At 69.2% G+C, this 17,748-nt stretch carries 15 protein-coding genes; 5 read left to right on the top strand and 10 right to left on the bottom strand.

Features of this window, described 5'->3' with window-relative positions; all coding sequences use genetic code 11:
- Positions 1-347 precede the first annotated feature (347 nt).
- Genes AMS65_RS15470 through AMS65_RS15460 form a run of 3 tightly spaced genes read left to right on the top strand, consistent with a single transcriptional unit; the run spans position 348 to position 3,861 of the window.
- The gene (locus AMS65_RS15470; RefSeq protein WP_053385073.1) at positions 348-1,691 is read left to right on the top strand and encodes an NtaA/DmoA family FMN-dependent monooxygenase; all 1,344 of its coding nucleotides are present in this window, start codon (positions 348-350) and stop codon (positions 1,689-1,691) included.
- Positions 1,688-2,878, top strand: a complete 1,191-nt coding sequence (locus AMS65_RS15465) for an acyl-CoA dehydrogenase family protein (protein ID WP_053385072.1) — start codon at positions 1,688-1,690, stop codon at positions 2,876-2,878. Before AMS65_RS15470 ends, AMS65_RS15465 begins: the two co-directional genes overlap by 4 nt.
- Positions 2,875-3,861: a ketopantoate reductase family protein gene (locus tag AMS65_RS15460; protein WP_053385071.1), complete on the top strand. Its 987-nt coding sequence runs from the start codon at positions 2,875-2,877 to the stop codon at positions 3,859-3,861. Before AMS65_RS15465 ends, AMS65_RS15460 begins: the two co-directional genes overlap by 4 nt.
- Before the next feature lie 10 nt (positions 3,862-3,871).
- On the opposite strand, the gene AMS65_RS15455 is transcribed toward AMS65_RS15460, so the two are convergent.
- The 3 genes from AMS65_RS15455 to serS form a co-directional block, all read right to left on the bottom strand.
- Positions 3,872-4,756: a LysR family transcriptional regulator gene (locus AMS65_RS15455; RefSeq protein ID WP_053385070.1), complete on the bottom strand. Its 885-nt coding sequence runs from the start codon at positions 4,754-4,756 to the stop codon at positions 3,872-3,874.
- A gap of 122 nt (positions 4,757-4,878) precedes the next feature.
- Positions 4,879-5,739 carry an HAD family hydrolase gene (locus AMS65_RS15450; protein ID WP_053385069.1) on the bottom strand — a complete coding sequence of 287 codons (861 nt, stop codon included), beginning with the start codon at positions 5,737-5,739 and terminating at the stop codon, positions 4,879-4,881.
- 4 nt (positions 5,740-5,743) lie between these two features.
- A complete protein-coding gene (gene serS, locus AMS65_RS15445; protein ID WP_053385068.1) occupies positions 5,744-7,009 on the bottom strand; it encodes a serine--tRNA ligase in 1,266 nt (421 codons plus the stop codon).
- A gap of 164 nt (positions 7,010-7,173) precedes the next feature.
- On the opposite strand from serS, the gene AMS65_RS15440 reads away from it, so the two are divergent.
- Positions 7,174-8,172, top strand: a complete 999-nt coding sequence (locus AMS65_RS15440) for a diacylglycerol/lipid kinase family protein (RefSeq protein WP_053385067.1) — start codon at positions 7,174-7,176, stop codon at positions 8,170-8,172.
- Between the two features lie 9 nt (positions 8,173-8,181).
- Here AMS65_RS15440 and pheA read toward each other — a convergent pair whose 3' ends face one another.
- From pheA to AMS65_RS15405, 7 genes are all read right to left on the bottom strand, one after another.
- On the bottom strand, positions 8,182-9,141 hold the full coding sequence (gene pheA / locus AMS65_RS15435; RefSeq protein ID WP_053385066.1) for a prephenate dehydratase: 960 nt from the start codon (positions 9,139-9,141) through the stop codon (positions 8,182-8,184).
- 216 nt (positions 9,142-9,357) lie between these two features.
- The gene (pgm, locus tag AMS65_RS15430) at positions 9,358-11,076 is read right to left on the bottom strand and encodes a phosphoglucomutase (alpha-D-glucose-1,6-bisphosphate-dependent) (RefSeq protein ID WP_053385065.1); all 1,719 of its coding nucleotides are present in this window, start codon (positions 11,074-11,076) and stop codon (positions 9,358-9,360) included.
- Between the two features lie 133 nt (positions 11,077-11,209).
- A complete protein-coding gene (locus AMS65_RS15425) occupies positions 11,210-11,590 on the bottom strand; it encodes a RidA family protein (protein ID WP_053385064.1) in 381 nt (126 codons plus the stop codon).
- On the bottom strand, positions 11,587-12,606 hold the full coding sequence (locus AMS65_RS15420; RefSeq protein ID WP_053385063.1) for a dipeptidase: 1,020 nt from the start codon (positions 12,604-12,606) through the stop codon (positions 11,587-11,589). Before AMS65_RS15420 ends, AMS65_RS15425 begins: the two co-directional genes overlap by 4 nt.
- Entirely contained in the window at positions 12,603-13,331 is a 729-nt protein-coding gene (locus AMS65_RS15415) for a hypothetical protein (RefSeq protein WP_157502345.1), read from the bottom strand. The genes AMS65_RS15420 and AMS65_RS15415 overlap by 4 nt, the downstream gene beginning before the upstream one ends.
- The gene (locus AMS65_RS15410) at positions 13,328-15,043 is read right to left on the bottom strand and encodes a hypothetical protein (protein ID WP_053385061.1); all 1,716 of its coding nucleotides are present in this window, start codon (positions 15,041-15,043) and stop codon (positions 13,328-13,330) included. The genes AMS65_RS15415 and AMS65_RS15410 overlap by 4 nt, the downstream gene beginning before the upstream one ends.
- A 23-nt stretch (positions 15,044-15,066) precedes the next feature.
- Positions 15,067-15,825 carry an IclR family transcriptional regulator gene (locus AMS65_RS15405; RefSeq protein WP_053385060.1) on the bottom strand — a complete coding sequence of 253 codons (759 nt, stop codon included), beginning with the start codon at positions 15,823-15,825 and terminating at the stop codon, positions 15,067-15,069.
- A gap of 314 nt (positions 15,826-16,139) precedes the next feature.
- On the opposite strand from AMS65_RS15405, the gene AMS65_RS15400 reads away from it, so the two are divergent.
- A complete protein-coding gene (locus AMS65_RS15400) occupies positions 16,140-17,744 on the top strand; it encodes an ABC transporter substrate-binding protein (RefSeq protein ID WP_053385059.1) in 1,605 nt (534 codons plus the stop codon).
- Positions 17,745-17,748 lie beyond the last annotated feature (4 nt).

Below are 17,748 nucleotides of genomic sequence, written 5' to 3'. Positions count from 1 at the left end.
CCTGACACGTTGAGAACGTACGGGAGCGGTTCGCATCATGTCCAAGCACGAAACGATATGCCGAGCGATCCACAGTCGTGATGACCCGGAATCCCGAGGCGCCGTCTCGAATCCGAGCCGGGAACGGATCTGGGGAGCGCGCTCCGGCGGGCGGCAAGGTTGCGTTCTGTTACCGGCCCCGCTCCGTCCGGATCGGCCTCAACGGCCGACGGAGCCCTGTCGCCGCCTGGCGGGCGATCCATCGATCCCGCTGATGATTCGGCATCGTGGTTCCTGCTTGGACACCCGTATACGGGGTGTCATAGCGTTCGAGAGCACCACCACCGGCACACCTCGAAAGGCCCGAATTGCCCTCCACGAAGAAGCCCATACGTCTTGTCTTCAATCTCATCCCCTCCGGGATCCACGATGCCGCCTGGACGCAGCAGGATCGCCCGGCCGAACTCTCGACCGACATCGACCGGCTCGTGCAGAACGCGCAGATCGCCGAAGCCGGTAAGCTCGATGCCGTGTTCATGCCGGACAGCTACGGCGGCTTGAACCTCTCGGATCCTCCGCGTCGTCCCTGGCGCGCGCTCGATCCCACGGTGGTCTTCTCCGCGATCGCCGTCGCCACGGAGCGGATCGGCCTGATCCCCACCATCAACGCGACCTACGGATCGCCGTATCAGGTCGCGCGCGACATCCTCTCCCTCGACCATCTCAGCCGGGGCCGAGCCGGATGGAACGTGATCACGAGTCAGAACGCAGCGGCGCTCGACATCCTCGGCATCGACGGTGTCGACGACCGCGATACGAAGTACGCACGCGCGGAGGAGTTTCTGACGATCGTGCACGAGCTGTGGGAGTCCCTCCCGGAGCGGGCGATCGTGGCCGATCCGTCCGATCTCCGGTATCTCGACGTCGATGCGGCGCGACCGATCGACTTCCGGGGCACCCATTTCACGAGCGCCGGAGTGCACTCGCTCCCGCGGTACCGGGGGAACAAGCCGGTGATCGTCCAAGCGGGTGCGTCGCCGCAGAGCCAGGAGTTCGGCGCCCGCTGGGCGGACGCGCTCTTCACGAAGCACCGCACGATCGCATCGGGCCGGGAGTTCACCGCGAACGTGAGACGCCACACCGCGGCGGCCGGACGCGACCCCGACGACATCGTCATCCTGCCTGGCCTCCTTCCGATCGTGGCCTCCACCGAGGCCGAGGCCTTCCGCGTGAAGCGCGAACTGGATGAGCAGCTCGACCTCGACTATCTGCGGGAGGCCCTCGCCGAACGGCTCGGGGTGCCGTCGACGCTGCTCGATCTCTCCCGCCCCCTGCCCTACTCGGAGATCGAGGTCGAGCACGCGAGCCCGTACGACCGGCAGCAGCGCGGCAATCTGGTGCAAGAGGCGCGGGACAAGGACCTCACGACCCATGACGTGCTGCTCAACAATTTCTTGGCGGGCCACCGGGTCGTCATCGGAACTCCGGAACAGGTGGCGGACGACCTGCTCGAGTGGGTCGACGCGGACGCCTCGGACGGCTTCGCCTTCAATGTCGAGTCCAACCCGCGGGGCATCACCTCGATCGTGGAGGGGCTCGTCCCCGAACTCCAACGTCGCGGCAGGTTCCGGACCGAGTACACCGGAGAGACCTTCCGCGAGCAGCTCGGAATCGGTGCCGGAGTCCGTCCTCACCGAGAGGTGCGCGCATGAGCCCCGTCGTCGTCGCCCCTCGGGCCTCGCTGTTCGACGTCGAACGGCTGCGCGAGCTCACACGGATCGCGACGGAGGATGCCGAAACCAACGATCGTGAGTCGCGTTTTCCCACCAGAACGCTCGGACGGCTGCACGAGGAAGGGGTCTATCACGCCATCTTCGCGACGGATCCCGCCGCGTCCAACCTGGAGCTGGTGCGGCTGATCCAGGCGGTGTCCGAGGGTGACCCGGCAGCCGGTCTCGTCCTCGTCAACACCATTCACGCCGCGCACAAGTTCTCCCTCACGGATTCCTGGCCGGCGGGACTCTCCGACCGATTCGACGAGTTGCTCGCCGCCGGGCCGGTCAACCTCAACTCGGCCCGCGCCGAACCCGAGCTCGGCGCCCCAGCCCGCGGCGGGCTGCCCAAGACCGTGGCTCGAAGGACCGCGCACGGCTGGGCGGTCTCGGGGCGCAAGGCGTATGTCACCGGAAGCCGCCATCTCGACTATCACTCGGTCTGGGTGCGTACCGACGAGGACGCGACCCGCGTCGGGCATGTCCTGGTGCCCGCCCGCCATCCCGGGATCGAGGTCATCGAGACCTGGGACCATCTGGGGCTCCGGGGCAGTGCGACGAACGACGTCGTGTACACGGACGTCGAGGTGCCGCTCGACCATTTCACCGAGATCCCCTACGTCGACGGCAGATACGTGGATCCCGTCGGCCGGGGCGGTCCGTCGAGCCTCTTCCACGTCGCGATCTACGTGGGGGTCGCACGCGCGGCGCAGCGAGCCTTCGCCGATTTCGCCTGGGGCCGGGTCCCCTCCGCGCTCGGCACGCCGATCGCGGAGACCGAACGGATCCGCTCGATCGCGGGCGAGATCGAGGGCCATCTCGTGCAGGCCGAGGAACTGCTCATCGGTCTGACCGCCCGCGCCGATCTCGGGGATCCCGTAGCGGTCGAGCGCACTCGGATCGCGAAGCCCCTCATCGCGGAGTCGGCGATCGCGGCTGTGCAGACCGCGATCGCGGCACTCGGAAACCCGGCGCTCTCGCGCGCGCTCCCACTCGAGCGCCACCTGCGTGACGTGCTTCTCGCACGAGTGCACCCACCGCAGCTCGACCTGGCTCGTGTCGCGGTCGGTCGCCGCGAACTCGATCGACTGAGACCCGTCGCATTGCTCGGAAAGGATCTCTCGTGACCCGCTACGTGATCATCGGCGCCGGAGCCACGGGCGCCTCCCTGGCTGCGCAGTTCCACCTGCACGGACAGCCCTATCTCCTCGTCGCCCGTGGAAGACAGGCCGAAGTGCTGCGGCGATCGGGGCTGGTGTATCAACGACCCGATCGCCGTGACACGCTCAGGCTCGCAGTCACCACCTCGGATGCCGAGACGGAGCTTCGGCGCGACGACGTGCTCATATTCACCCCGAAGGCGCAGGATCTCGACGCCGCGCTGGGAGATTGGGCATGGCGACCGGTGTCGGAAGGCGGCGTGGCATCGCAGTTGCCCGCCGTGACGCTGCAGAACGGGCTGGAGTCGGAGCGGTGGGCCCTGCGCCGATTCCCTCGAGTCCTGGGCGCATCGCTGAACCAGGCAGCGCTCTTCATCGAGCCAGGGCATGTCTCCGTACGATCGGCACCGACGCCGGGAGTCTTCATGCTCGGCGCGTTCCCCGGTGGCCCTTCTGCGCTCGCCGAAACGGTCGCCGAGGATCTGCGTCGTTCAGGGTATGCGGTGCAGACGACCGAGGACATCGGCAGGTGGAAGGCGGCGAAGCTGCTTTTCAACGTGAAGAACGCGGTGGATGTCTTCGGCGGTTCGCCCGAGACGACCGCCCGTCTGCGCGACGCGCTCGTCTCCGAGGCGCGCGAGGTGCTGACGGCCGCAGCGATAGACTTCGCAGGCCCCGAGGAGCGGACCGTCGACGACTCCGGCTTCATCGTGCGCAAGGCACCCGATGAGCCGCCGGGAATGTCGACCTGGCAGAGCTTCGCCCGCGGCGACGCCCGAGGCCAGGAGGCGGATTATCTCAATGGGGAGATCGCGCTCATCGCGCGGTTGCACGGCCTGGAAGCACCCCTGAATGCAGCGGTGCAAGAGGCGCTCGCCGTCTCCTTCCGGGCCGGGGAGCCACCCGGGACTCGCGACGTCGAGAGCATTCTCCGCTCGGTCGCGGCCTGACACGAGCGGCTCAAGCGGAGACGGCCCGCAGCTTCTGGAATCGATGTCCTGAGAAGAAATCGGTCAAGGCCTCGCGTGCCGTCTCCTCGAGGCCGCCGTCGACCCCGCGTCTCGCGGCGAGGTTCACTCCGATCTCGCCGAGTCCCGGCAGGGAGCTCCGCACCTCGAGTCCATTGGGAGGGGTCAGGCCCGCTGCGGGGAGCACCGCGACGCCGAGGCCGGCTCGAGCCGCTGCGATGACGCCCTCGAGACTTGCTGATTCGACTGCGATCTCGACCTGGTAGCCCGCCTGATTCAATTCCTGCAACGCGCGCTGCCGCATGCCGCACGGTTCGACGTAGGCGATCAGCGCGATCGGTCCTCCCGGTGTCGGCGCGAGCCAGTCGGGAGCCGCATACCACTGGAGCGGTAGACTGCCGACCTGGGTTCCGACGGTCTCCGTGCCGAATCCGAGCACCACAGCGAGATCGAGCTCGCCCCGGCCGATGGCCTCGCCGACCTGTGTCGACCGGTCGATGGTGAACTGCACCTGGTATCCGGGGTAGGCCTCCTTGATCGTCCGCAGCAGGTCGGGGAGGATCTGCTCGGCAGCTGTTTCAGACGATCCGATCATGACCTGCGGAGTCGGGCCGGCGTTGAGCCGGGAGAGGGCCTCGTCATGCGCAGAGAGAATCCGTCTGGCCTCGAGCAGGAGCGATTCTCCCGCCTGCGTGAACCGGGTTCGACGCCCCTCACGGTCGACGAGCGGCTGCCCGAGGCGTCGCTCGAGTTGGCGCACATGCTGACTCACGGCGGGCTGGCTCAGATGCAATGCTGTTGCTGCGCGACCGAATCCGCCATATTCCGAGATCGCCAGAAACGTTCTCAAATGCGAAATCTCAAGAATGGAAGACATAAGGACATGTTATGCCGCGAAGTACCCTCATCCCGCCACCCGGGTCTCTGTTCGTAACACGCTCCCCCGGTCGAGCGCCGGAGGCGGCCCCGGCCGGAGCAGAGTCGCGTCTCCTCGCGGGGCTACAGCCAGGCGAAGCGATCGCGCAGTGCGGTGAGCAGTCCGACCTCCTCGATCGTGCCGGTGACTCGGCCGGCCGCGGCCTGCACCTCCGGCACGGCCTGGCCCATCGCCACGGAGTCTCCCCGGCGTGCCGCCCAGCGCAGCATGTCGATGTCGTTGCGCCCGTCTCCGGCCGCGAACACTCGCGAGGCATCGATCCCGGCCTTCTCGGCGACCACCTCGAGCGCGCTCGCCTTGGTCACCCCGTCCGGCGCGATATCGAGCCACGAGGTGCTGCCCACCGCGTACGAGACGTGCGTCAGCCCCAGCGTCTCCACGGCATCGAGGAACTCCTCGAGGCGGTGATCCGGCGACACCACGACCACGCGCGAGGCCTGCACGCCGAGCAACTCCTCGAATCGCACGCGGCGCTGCTGCGACGGCAGCGTGCCGGTGGGAATCGTATCGGTGTACAGGAAGCCGCCGTCGGCGAGTTCGACGGCGAAGCGCGCGGTGAGCAGCTGCGTGCGGATCTTGACGAGCGCGTCGCTCGGGTCGAAGGCCTCGACGTACTCGCGGCGGTAGGCGCGATGCGCGAGCGGGTCGCGGCGCAGCGTCACCGCACCGTTCGCCGCGACGATCCACTCGGGGCGGATCCGCAGCTTCTCGACGATGGGCAGCGTCGCATCGACCGAGCGCCCGGTCGCGATGACCACTTCGTGACCGGCCTCGTGCAGCGAGCGGATCGCGTCGCCGAGCTCGGGATCGATGTGACCGGACTCGGGATCGTCGCCGGCGCCGGTGAAGCCGTGGTGCAGCACCGTGCCGTCGAGGTCGAGCGCGATGAGATGCCGCTGCTCGATCGGAACGCGATTCGCCATGCGCTCAGGCCTCCGGGGTCAGCGTCTCGAGGCCGCCCAGGTAGGGCCGCAGCGCTTCGGGAACGGTGACGCTGCCGTCGGCGCGCTGATGCGTCTCGAGGATCGCCACCAACCAGCGCGTGGTCGCGAGCGTGCCGTTGAGCGTCGCTACCGGGGCGGTCTTGCCCGTCTCGGTGCGGAAGCGGGTGGCGAGGCGGCGCGACTGGTAGGTGGTGCAGTTGCTCGTGGAGGTGAGCTCGCGGTAGGCGCCCTGGGTGGGGACCCAGGCCTCGATGTCGAACTTGCGCGCGGCGCTCGACCCGAGATCCCCCGCGGCCACGTCGATCACGCGGTAGTGGAGTCCGAGCGACTGCAGCATCTCCTCCTGCCAGGCGACCAGGCGGTCGTGCTCCGCCTCGGCCTCCGCCGGGTCGGTGTAGACGAACATCTCCAGCTTGTTGAACTGGTGCACGCGCAGAATGCCGCGGGTGTCCTTGCCGTGGGATCCCGCCTCGCTGCGATAGCACGTCGACCAGCCCGCGTAGCGGATCGGCCCCCGTGAGAGATCGATGATCTCGTCGGCGTGGTAGCCGGCGAGCGCCACCTCGCTCGTGCCGGTGAGGAACAGATCCTGAGCCGGCAGATGATAGACCTCGTCGGCGTGCTCCCCCAGGAAGCCCGTGCCCTGCATGATCTCGGGCTTCACGAGTGTGGGCGTGATGAGCGGCGTGAAGCCGTGCGCGAGCGCACGATCCAGCGCCAGGTTCATGAGCGCCAGCTCGAGTCGTGCACCCACGCCGCGCAGGAAGTAGAACCGTGCGCCAGACACCTTCGCGCCGCGCTCCATGTCGATGGCGCCCAGCAACTCGCCCAGCTCCAGGTGGTCTCGCGCCTCGAAGTCGAACTCGGGCTTCGACCCGACCTCGCGCAGCGTCACGAAGTTCTCCTCGCCGCCGGCGGGCACCCCCTCGACGACGATGTTCTCGATGCGCATCGCGAGCGCGTCGAACCCGGCCTCGGCCTCCTTGGCGCGGGCCTCCGCGGCCTTCACCGACGCCGCGAGCTGCTGCGCCTGCGCGATGAGCGCCGGCTTCTCGTCCTTGGGAGCGGTCTTCACGCGCCCGCCGAACTCCTTCTGCTCGGCGCGCAGGGTCTCGAACTCGGTCAGCGCCGAGCGGCGAGCGGTGTCGGCGGCGAGCGCCTCGTCCACCACCGTCTCGTCGTTTCCTCGCGCGCGCTGGGAGCGCTTGACGGCCTCGGGATCGTTGCGGAGCAGTACTGGATCGATCACGATTCCCAGCTTAGCGGTGCCCGTCTGTGCCGCGCCCTGCCGCTGTGCCGCCGCAGGGCCGCCGCTCGCGCAGGAGATCCACGATCGTGCAGGAGCGTTTCGCCGTTCCGGTCCTGCATGAGCGTGCATCTCCTGCACGAACGGCGGCCGCTACGCTGTATCCCATGCCCAGCACCCCCGCGCGTCAGCTGCCGAGCGCCGCCGTGGTCTACCATCCGCACAAAACCGATCTCGCGGCACTGCGCACCGCGGTCGCGCTGCAGGAGCGGCAGTCGGGCTGGGCTCCGACGCGCTGGTACGAGACCGAGGAGGCCGACGCCGGGATCTCGGCGACCCGTCGAGCGATCGCCGATGGCGCGAACGTCGTGCTGGCCAGCGGCGGAGACGGCACGGTCCGCGCCGTCTCCGAGGCGCTGCGGAGCAGCGGGATCCCCCTCACCATCGTGCCGCAGGGCACCGGCAACCTGCTCGCCCGCAATCTCGGGGTGCCGCTGGGCAGGCTCGACGAGAGCGTACGGGCGGCGTTCTTCGGCTCCAATCGTCACATCGATCTGGGCGTCCTCAAGATCGTGCGGGAGGACGCCTCGGAGGACGAGCACGTCTTCCTCGTGCTCGCGGGGATGGGACTCGACGCGCGGGCCATCTCCGCGACGAAGGCCACCCTCAAGAAGCGGCTGGGCTGGCTGGCCTACGTCGATGCCGGCATGCGCACCATGCTCACCGACCGCCCGCTGCAGATCCACTACTCGGTCGACGATTCACCGGTGAAGCCGCTCTCCGTGTACACGGTGATGATCGGCAACTGCGGCCTGATGCCCGGCGGCGTGCTGCTGATCCCGGACGCCGAGATCGACGACGGCAAGCTCGATGTAGTGGCGCTGCGACCGCTCGGCCCGTTCTCGTGGCTGCGCATCTGGAACAAGATCGGCTGGGAGAACGGCGTGCTGCGCAAGACGCGGACCGGGCGTCGCATCATCGACCTGGTCAACGACACGAAGAGCGTCAGCTACACGCGCGCCACCCGATACGCGCTCGCGGTGCCCAAGCCGGAGCCCATCCAGCTCGACGGCGACGATTTCGGCCTCGCGCTGGCGGCGAAGGGCGAGGTGGATCCCGGCGCGCTCACCGTGCGGGTGCTCCCCGAGTGGTCGCCCAGGCTCTGAATCGGGCCGTCACACCTCGCCGTCGGGAGTGCCTTCGAGGACCCCGCGCAGCCAATCGCGGGCGTCGCGGAACGTCTCGTCGTCGTGCGCGTCACGGATCGTCGCCGCGATCCGGTCGGCTCGCGGGTAGGAGCCGAGGAACACGACGCGCGGGCTGAAGCGCTTCACCCCGAGCAGGGCGTCGGCCACCCGCTCGTCCTTGACGTGCCCCTCGGCGTCGATGACGAAGCGATATCGACCCATGCGATCGCCGATGGGGCGCGACGCGAGCAGCGTGAGGTTGACGCCGCGGGTCGCGAACTGCTCGAGCAGCTCGAGCAGCGCGCCCGCGCGATCCTCGGGCAGCTCGACGATGAGCGAGGTCTTGTCCGCCCCGGTCGGCTCCCCCACCGGCACCGTGCGGCTGACGAGCACGAAGCGGGTGACGGCGTCGGGGTTCTCGGCGATGCCCTCGGCGAGCACCTCGACGTCGTAGTGCGCCTCGATTCCGGGAGGCGCGATCGCCGCGTCGATGCTCTTCTCGGGGTCGAAGAGGTCGGCCGCCGCCTGCACGTTGGAGGTGGCGGGGAGGTGGCGGTGCCGCGGCACCTGATCGTCGAGCCAGGCCCGGCACTGGCCGTAGGCGACGGGGTGCCCCGTGACCACCGCGATGTCCTCGAGCCGCGTGCCGGGCCGCGCCACGAGCACGAAGCGCACCGGCACCAGGTACTCGCCGACGATCCGCAGGCCCGGGATCGTGGCCAGGGCGTCCTGCGCCACGGTCACGCCGCCGTCGATCGAGTTCTCGATCGCGATCATCGCCGCGTCGCTGAACCCCGACACCACGTCGCCGAGCGCCTCGCCGAGGTTGGTGACGGGGTTCCACTCGTGGCCGGCGGCCTCCGGCACCTGCTTGAGCGCCGCCTCGGTAAAGGTTCCGGCCGGCCCCAGGTAGGAGTAGCGGCGGGTGGCGGCAGGCGTCTCGGGCATGGATCAAGGCTACCGCTGCCGACGCCGTCGCCGGTTGAGCGAGCCTGCGAGTCGAAACCCGTTCGATTTCGATATTTCGACTCGGCTTCGCCTCGCTCAGCACAGCGCTCGCTGACGCTCGCTCAATCGACGGTCACTGCCGGCGCTCAGCCGGCGGCGCTCAGCCGGCGGCGCTCAGCCAGCGGCGGTCAGCCAGCGGCGGTCAGCCAGCGGCGGTCAGCCGGCGGGGGCGAGCACGCGCGCCACGAGCTCCTGCGCCGCCTGCTGCACCTCGGCCAGGTGCTCCGGACCCCGGAACGACTCGGCGTAGATCTTCATGACGTCCTCGGTGCCGGAGGGACGCGCCGCGAACCAGGCGTGCTCGGTCTGCACCTTGAGCCCGCCGATGGGGGCGCCGTTGCCCGGCGCCGTCGTGAGGATCGCGGTGATCGGATCGCCGGCCAGCTCGGTGTCGGTCACGTCGTCGGGCGAGAGCGCTCCGAGCCGGGCCTTCTGCTCCGGCGTGGCGGCCGCATCGACGCGGGCGTAGGCGGGTTCGCCGAAGCGGTCGGTCAGCTCGCGGTAGCGCTCGGACGGGGACTGCCCGGTGACGGCCTGGATCTCGGCGGCGAGGAGCGCGAGCAGGATGCCGTCCTTGTCGGTGCTCCAAGCGGTGCCGTCGAAGCGCTGGAACGAGGCCCCGGCGCTCTCCTCGCCGCCGAAGACGAGGCTGCCGTTCGAGAGGCCGGGGACGAACCACTTGAACCCGACCGGCACCTCGAGCAGCTCCCGGCCGTGCGAGGCGACCACGCGGTCGATGAGCGCCGACGACACGAGGGTCTTGCCCACTCCGGCGCCGGCCGACCAGCCTGGCCGGTGCGCGAGCAGGTAGTCGATCGCCACCGCGAGGTAGTGGTTGGGGTTCATGAGACCGCCGTCGGCGGTGACGATGCCGTGCCGGTCGGCGTCGGCGTCGTTGCCCGTCACGATCGGGTACAGCCGCTGGTACTCCTCGACGGTCGACATGACGTGCCGAGACGAGGGGTCCATGCGGATCCTGCCGTCCCAGTCGAGGTGCATGAACCCCCACTGCGGATCCACCCCCGGACCCAGCACCGTGAGGTCGAGACCGTGGCGATCCCGGATCGCCGCCCAGTAGGCGGCGCTCGCTCCGCCGAGCGGGTGCGCCGCCATGCGCACCCCGGCCTCGCGGATCGCGCCGAGGTCGATGACCTCGCCGAGCGACTCGACGTACTCGCCGAGGAAGTCGTAGCGCCCCACGGGAACCCCGCCGATGCCGTCCTCCTGGCGCAGTGGCGCCAGCGAAGATCGCGCGGAATCGCGATGCGATCCCGCTTGAGCGATCCCCGCACGCGGGATCGCATCGGTGCCGCTCGCCAGCAGTTCGTTGGCACGCGCCGCGATCCAGTCGGTCGCCTCGCCGTCGGCCGGGCCGCCGTGCGGGGGGTTGTACTTGAAGCCGCCGTCGGCCGGCGGATTGTGGCTGGGGGTGACGACGATGCCGTCGGCGCGGTGCGGATCGTCGGCGGTGCGATCCCGATTGTGCGTGAGGATCGCGTGGCTCACGGCCGGCGTCGGTACGAACAGCTCGTCGCCGCTGCCGGACTTCGCCAGCACGTGCACGCCGGCCGCCGAGAGCACCTCGCGAGCCGTGTGCTCGGCCGGGGAGGAGAGGGCGTGCGTGTCGGCTCCGATGAACAGCGGGCCGCGGATCCCCTGCGCCGTGCGGTACTCCGCGATGGCCGCGCTGATCGCGACGATGTGCGCCTCGTTGAAGGATCCCTTCAACGAGGATCCCCGGTGCCCGGAGGTGCCGAACACGACGCGCTGCGCCGGATCGGCGGGATCCGGCACCACCTCGGTGTACGCCGCGAGCAGCGCGTCGACGTCGATGAGATCCTGCTGCTGCGCCGGCCGTCCCGCTCTCTCGTGCATGCTTCCAGTGTGCCAGTACCCTCCGACACGCTCCAGTGCGGGATCGGCTCGGCCCTGCCGCCGCACCGCTGCGGATTCTGCGGCTGCGCGCAGAATGACGGGGATGGACGCTGCGTGCTGCGGCTCGCGGAGACTACGCGGACGGAACCGCGGCGACCGCCGTCAGCTCGACGAGCATCGTCGGCCGCGCGAGCTCGGCGACGCCGACGGCGCAGCGCACGGGCACCACGCCGCCGAAGCGCCGCGCATAGACCTCGTTGAACGCCCCGCGGTTCTCCGCGAGATCGCGCAGGTAGATCGTCAGGTGCGCGACATCGGCGAGCCTCGCACCGACCTTCGCGAGTTCCTCCTCGAGGTTAGCGATGACGATCTCCGACTGCGCCTCGATGCCATCGACGAGTACGCCGTCGGCGTCGACCGGGATGACCGTGACGTAGGCGGTGCCGTGCGCCACGGTGATGTCGGAGGACAGCGCGCCGTTCGCATCCTCGGGATGCCGTGTCACCGCGCTCATGCGTCGTGCTCCTTCGTCGGGGAGTCCATCTCGCTCATCGGCACGAACCCCTCGTCGTACATCCGCTTCCAGTTGCCGAAGAACACCTGCTGCGCTTCGTCGGCGGTCAGCAGGCCCCGCTCGACGAGCCGATCGCGCACCTCGCCGAACTTGTGGAAGTCGAAGTTGTCGATCCAGGCTTCGGGCGGCGGCGCGATGTCGGGCCGCGCAGCGCCGTGCTGGGTGCGCCGGCTCCACCGACCGTTGCGCATCCAGGCGAGGTTGTCGGTCGGCGCGTTCGGATCGAGGTCCGAACCGTAGGCCACGTGGTCGATCCCGAGCAGATCCACGTGCTTCGCGATGAGGTCGGCGGAGCCGTCGAGGGTCGCCGCATACTCGCCCGCGATGTTGTTGTACGTGCAGACGCCCAGCACGCCGCCACCGGCGACGAGCGCGCGCAGCACGTCGTCGCCCTTGTTCCGCGCGTGGTCGTAGATCGAGCGCGCGTTCGCGTGGTTGATCGCGACGGGCCGTGTCGACGCCTCGATCGCCTCGAGCGAGGTGCGCTCGCCGACGTGCGAGAGATCGACGATCATGCCGACGCGGTTCATCTCCTCGACCACCTCGTGCCCGAAGCGCGAGAGACCCGTGTCGGTCGGCTCGTAGCAGGAGGCGCCGATGGCGTTCTGGATGTTGTAGGTGAGCTGCACGATGCGCACCCCCATGTTCCAGAAGTGCTCGATGAAGCCGAGCCGATCGTTGAACAGCGACGAGTTCTGCGTGCCGAGCACGATCGCGATCCGGTCGCTCGCCACCGCGTTATCGATATCGGCGCCGCTCCTCGCGATGAGCGCGAGGTCGGAGTGCTCGCGCACGAGGTCGTTCCACTTCGCGAGCGCGTCCATGGTCTCGAGCGCGTCCTCCCAGAAGGAGGCCGTGATGGTGGCCGCACGCAGCCCGCCGTCGCGCATCCGCTCGAGCAGCCCGCGGTCGTAGCGCCCGCACTGCAGTCCGTCGATCACCGGCCCGCCGCTCATGCGAGCACCGCCTGCGGAGAGTTCCCCGCCTCGCGGCGCAGATGCAGGTAGGTCTCCTCGCTCACCTCGCCGAGCAGGTTGCCCTGCTCGTCGTAGAGCTGCGAACCCGCGTGGCGGCGCGAGATCTCGGAGTCGGGGGTGAGCGCTTCATTCGACTCGTGGAAGAGCCGCCAGAACTGGTCGGCGTCCAGCTCGTAGCCGTCGAGCAGGATCCTCTGCATCGCCGGTCCCGCAGCGGAATCCGCCGGCGATACGGGGGTCGCCGGCGTGCGTTCGAAGGCGACCGTCGCGGATTCGCCGCTGTCTCCGGCGGCTCCGCTCGCAGGACCGATCCGGAACGCGACGCCGCGCACGGCGGCGTACTCGCCGAGCGCGGCGAACATGTCGATGCCGCGCACGTTTCGGACGACGGCCGAGGAATCGCCCGCCGACGCGGCGAGCGCCAGCTCGTCGATGAGCGCCGGGGCGAGGAGCAGGGCCGGCGTCGCGTCGCCGTCGAGCACGAGGCGCTCGCCGACGCGGCCGACGATGAAGCTCGTCCGCGCCTCCGGGTAGCTCGCTCGGACGCGCTCCATCTCCGTCACGGCGTCGAAGCCCTCGGCCTGAGCCGCCATGATGGCGTCGCGCACGGCATTGACCGCGTACCCCGGGCACCCCCTGGAGTGCAGGTAGCGTCCCACCATGTGTCGCATCTCGCGGGCGGACGCCCGCATCCTCTCCGTCATCGTGCGGCTCCGATCGTGGTCGCGGGCATCTGGGGGTAGCGGGTCTCGATCTCGAGGCCCTCGTTCAGGTCGGCAGCCGTGGGTGCGCCGAGGTAGATGAGCCCGAGGACGTTGCGGTCGTCGCCCTCGTCCACCGTGCGCAGCAGGCCGTGGACGGCAGAGTTCATGAAGCGCACGATGGAGACGGGGACGAACTCGTCCGAGAGCATGTTGATGTGCGGCGAGTGGTAGCGGAATCCGCGCAGCGACTGGATGCGCTCGACGGCCGCCCGGAGATCGGGGCGTTCGCGCAACAGCTCGCCCACGTACCCCGCATTCGTCTCCTGCAGCGCCGCTGCGACGGCCTGCAGCTCGGTCGGGAGGTCGAGCGCCCAGTTGCGGCCTCCCTGGACCTCGGCGGCCGGTCCACGTCGAGGCTCCTCGGCGTCGGCCGACTTGTACCAGACGTAGTGCCGCGCGCCCGGGGCGTCCATGTCGGTCCCGAGCGCCCAGGTGTAGTCGCGATCGATGATCTCGCGGAGTTCGGAGAGCGTCATAGTCGCGTCGCAGACGAACTGCTCGGAGCGGATGCCGCCCTCGAGCGCCTCGACCACCCGCTCGTAGGGCAGCAGCTCGAGCAGGTTCGCGGCGACGAGTTCCCAGGCCTCGTCACCGATCCGCCCTTCGAGGCGCCCGAGGAGCTCCGCCCCGGTCGTCGCGCCGCGCGCCGCGAGAGCCTCGAGCTCGACGACGGCGTCGTCGAGGTGCACCGCGACGCGGTGGGGGTCGTCGAATCGCGCGTACACGTACGGATCGACCCGGGCGAACTCGGCCGCGCGCCGCAGCAGCTCGAGGTACTCCTCGTACGAGGCCTCTCCCGGACGCAGCGGGATCAGCGTCGCCTCGGCCAGCAGGGTCTGGCGCTGTTCGAGCCAGGTGCCGACGAGCATCGGGTGGGTGTTCACGAAGAAGAGCAGCCCCAGCGCCGAGCCGTTGCCGATGCCGATCATGCGTCGGAGTTCGCGGTCGAGCACCGCCGCCTCGGGGTTGCGGTGCTTCGCCATGGTCTCGACGAGGTCGGACGCGAACTCGCGCATGATGAACGCGGACAGCAGCTGCGCGTGCAGCGGCAGCCGCAACGGGTGGTCGGCCTCGAGCGTGAGGAAGGAGCGAGTGAGGAAGGTCCCGTTGCCGTCCAGCCCGGTGTTGCGCATGAGGTACCCGACCTCCCAGAGCTCACGGGTGTCGGGTTGCCGGCCCTCGACCAGCGCGTCGACCGTGTGGTTGAACGCGCGGAAGCTGCGGTTCGAGCGCGCCCACGTGAGGGTGCCGGGCACCGCGCGGCCCGCGTAGAGCTTCGGCAGTTCCTCGCGCGTGGTCGCCCGATCCGCCGCCGTCGTCGGCCCCTCGATGAGGGCCCCCATCATGTCCCAGTTCTGGCCGGTGATCCGGCCCGTGCGCCCGTCGAGCGTCGGCTCGAAGCTGAAGATCACGAAGTCGAACACCCGGCCCGCCGCCGCGTGCACCCGATACAGGGCCTCGCCCTCGGCTCGCGCATCGACGTCGAAGTGCACGCGCTCGAACGTCCATCCCTCCTGCTGCATCTTCTCGAGCAGGCTGCGCCCGGCCGAGATCCGGCTGGCGGGCAGCGACTGCAGGCGTCCCGACCGCAGCAGCTGATCGGGATCGAGGATCCGTCGAGGGACCTCGACGGACGGGGGTGTGATGGACATCGGCACTCCTTCGTGTTCTGGGGCTAGGTGAGCAGGATTCCGGCGCTCTGTTCGGTGAGATCCTCGATCGCCCGGGCGCCGGCCTCGAGCGATGAGAGCACGTGATCCGGCTTCGCGCGGCCGTGCGGCCAGTGCGCGGACAGCGCGAATCGCACCCGGCCGGGAGTACGGCCGACGGGAACGGCGACGATCTCGATCGGATCGAACTCGTCGTCGACGAGCATCGCGTACCCCTCCGCCCGCACTCGGGCCCGCTCGGCCTCTCCGGGGAGCTCGACGCCGGAATCGCGGAACCGGCGGAGTTCGGACTCGCCGAGGTAGCTGGCGAGCACCGACCCGAGGGCGCTTCCCGCGATGCCGAAGCGTTGACCGTGCTCGAGCGACACGTGGACGTTCCTCGGCGGCAGCCCGCGTCCGACGATCGTGACCGAGTCGCCGTCGAGCGTGCCGAGGGAGATGCCCTCCCCGAGCTCGTCGGCGAGCCGGGTGAGTTCTTCGGAGATGCGCTGGTCGACGCTCGCGTGCCGCAGCGCGGCCTGGCCGAGGCGGACCGGCGAGAAGGTCAGGGTGTACGAGCCCTGCGCATCGGTCGTGAGCCACCCGCCCGCGACGAGCGTCACGAGTTGCCGGTGCACCATCGACCGGGATCCCCCGACCCGGCGGGCGATCTCGGACACGCCGAAGGGTGCGCTCGTCTTCGCGATCTCCTCGAGCAAGCGCAGCATCTTGAGGTTCGAGGTCAGCGGTGCCGTACCGCCCGTCCCGGGAACGCTCTCAGTCATGGGATCTCCATTCTTTGTCACCTATTTCGTGACATAGTTGCGCATTGCGTGACACGAAACTAGCCAGCGAATTCGGATAAGTCAACTCGTTTTTCCGGAATGCGCCTGTCCTGGCATGCAGAGATTCGTTTCATAACAAAATACGGATCCCTCTTGACGAACATCGCATCACCGGTAATATCGCTCTCACTGCTTCACAAATTAGAAGCAGTTGTCACGATATGGTTGACACTAACCCCGACAGCGAGGTCGCGCAAGTCCTGATCTCACCGGGTACAACCCCGCGACACCGATACATCGAAAGGATCTGCGACATGGCATCGAAGCCGCTTCGAAAAGCCGCAGGGGTCTCCGCACTGCTCATGGCCGGCGCCCTCGTCGTCTCCGGCTGCGCAGCCGGAGGCCAGGCGGGCAACACCGGCGCCTCGACGGAGAAGCCCGGGACACTCGTCATAGACCAGGCGTTCACCGCGCAGTCGATCGACCCCGCCACCATCTTCCAGGTGACCGACGCGATCGTCGCCAGCGGCATCTACCAGACGCTCTTCACCTACGTCGACAACGTCGCCGAGCCGCAGCCGCTCCTCGCCGAGTCGATCGAGGCGAACGACAGCGCGACCGAGTTCACCGTGACCCTGCGCGACGACGTGAAGTTCGCGAACGGCAACCCGGTCACCGCAGCGGACGTGGTGTTCTCCCTCAACCGCCTGAAGCACCTCGGAGCAAGCCCGGCGTATCGCATGGAGGGCGTCACGGTCGCAGAGGCCGACGAGCGCACCGTGACGATCACCACCGAGAGCCCGGCGCCCTACATGGAGCACACGCTGACCGCCTCACCGCTGTCGATCGTCGACGACGAGACGGTGCGCGCAGCGGGTGGCACGGATGCCGAGGACGCGGCCGAGGCCGATCAGGCCGGCAATCTCTTCACCGAGTCGGGCAACGGCGTCGGAAGCGGCCCGTACACGCTCGAGAGCTACGACACGAACTCTCAGATCGTGCTCGTGAAGAACGAGGACTACTGGGGCGACGCGCCCGCCTACGACCGCATCGTACTGCGCAACGTCAACAACGCGCAGCAGCAGAAGGCGAACATCGAGGGCGGCGACAGCCAGATCGCACTCGACATCCCGGGGCGCATCGCCGAGGGCATGGAGTCGGACGCGCTGAAGGTGCAGTCCTCGCCGTCCCCCGAGGTGCTCTACCTCGCCCTCTCCCAGAAGGCCGGCGCGGCAACGGCCGATCCAGATGTCACGGAGGCGATCAAGACCGGCATCGACTACGAAGCGCTGCGCGCCCTCGTCGGCGCGGGCGCCAAGGAGGCCACGGGCATCATCCCGTCGATGATGCTCGGCTCCCTGCCGGAGGGCGAGGGCCCGAAGTCCGATCCCGAGGCGGCGAAGCAGCTCCTCGCCGACGCGGGCAAGACCGGTACCGCGGTCACGCTGGACTACGCGAACGACTACACGCGCCTCGCGGGCATCGACTACAACGTGCTCGCCCAGGGCCTGCAGACCCAGCTCGAGGCGATCGGCCTGAAGGTCACCCTGAACCCGACGCCCACCTCGACCTCGCTCCAGCGCTACATCGACGGCGAGACCGAGATGGCCCTCTGGTCGTGGCCGCCGGACATCGCGGACCCCTCGGACGTGCTGGTGTTCTCCGCCGGCAATCTCATCGGCGAGCGTGTGCACTGGCCCGCCGATGCGGCCCCCGAGGTCGCGAAGCTGGCGGACGAGGCCCGGGCGGCCATCGGAGAGGATCGCGCAGCGGCCTACACCGCCTGGAACGAGGCGATGAACGAGGAGGCCCCCTTCGCCTACCTGCTCGAGCCCTCCTTCTTCCTGGTCGCCTCGACGAGCGTGGAGCACGTGAGCCACGATCCGCTCGCCGGCGTCAATCTCTCGCAGATCCGCTGACACC

This window comes from Leucobacter celer subsp. astrifaciens (genome assembly GCF_001273835.1).
In the GTDB taxonomy this organism is placed as follows: domain Bacteria; phylum Actinomycetota; class Actinomycetes; order Actinomycetales; family Microbacteriaceae; genus Leucobacter; species Leucobacter celer.
Note: the sequence above shows the minus strand (reverse complement) of the source record. Positions and strands in the feature narration are given on the sequence as shown.

What these genes read in the sequence shown, in the direction of transcription:
- AMS65_RS15465 (WP_053385072.1), top strand. Translation starts at nt 1,688, where the DNA reads ATGAGCCCCGTCGTCGTCGCCCCTCGGGCCTCGCTGTTCGACGTCGAA.
- AMS65_RS15455 (WP_053385070.1), bottom strand. Translation starts at nt 4,756, where the DNA reads ATGTCTTCCATTCTTGAGATTTCGCATTTGAGAACGTTTCTGGCGATC.
- pheA (WP_053385066.1), bottom strand. Translation starts at nt 9,141, where the DNA reads ATGCCCGAGACGCCTGCCGCCACCCGCCGCTACTCCTACCTGGGGCCG.
- AMS65_RS15410 (WP_053385061.1), bottom strand. Translation starts at nt 15,043, where the DNA reads ATGTCCATCACACCCCCGTCCGTCGAGGTCCCTCGACGGATCCTCGAT.
- AMS65_RS15400 (WP_053385059.1), top strand. Translation starts at nt 16,140, where the DNA reads ATGGCATCGAAGCCGCTTCGAAAAGCCGCAGGGGTCTCCGCACTGCTC.
- AMS65_RS15420 (WP_053385063.1), bottom strand. Translation starts at nt 12,606, where the DNA reads ATGAGCGGCGGGCCGGTGATCGACGGACTGCAGTGCGGGCGCTACGAC.
- AMS65_RS15425 (WP_053385064.1), bottom strand. Translation starts at nt 11,590, where the DNA reads ATGAGCGCGGTGACACGGCATCCCGAGGATGCGAACGGCGCGCTGTCC.
- pgm (WP_053385065.1), bottom strand. Translation starts at nt 11,076, where the DNA reads ATGCACGAGAGAGCGGGACGGCCGGCGCAGCAGCAGGATCTCATCGAC.
- AMS65_RS15405 (WP_053385060.1), bottom strand. Translation starts at nt 15,825, where the DNA reads ATGACTGAGAGCGTTCCCGGGACGGGCGGTACGGCACCGCTGACCTCG.
- AMS65_RS15415 (WP_157502345.1), bottom strand. Translation starts at nt 13,331, where the DNA reads ATGACGGAGAGGATGCGGGCGTCCGCCCGCGAGATGCGACACATGGTG.
- AMS65_RS15440 (WP_053385067.1), top strand. Translation starts at nt 7,174, where the DNA reads ATGCCCAGCACCCCCGCGCGTCAGCTGCCGAGCGCCGCCGTGGTCTAC.
- AMS65_RS15450 (WP_053385069.1), bottom strand. Translation starts at nt 5,739, where the DNA reads ATGGCGAATCGCGTTCCGATCGAGCAGCGGCATCTCATCGCGCTCGAC.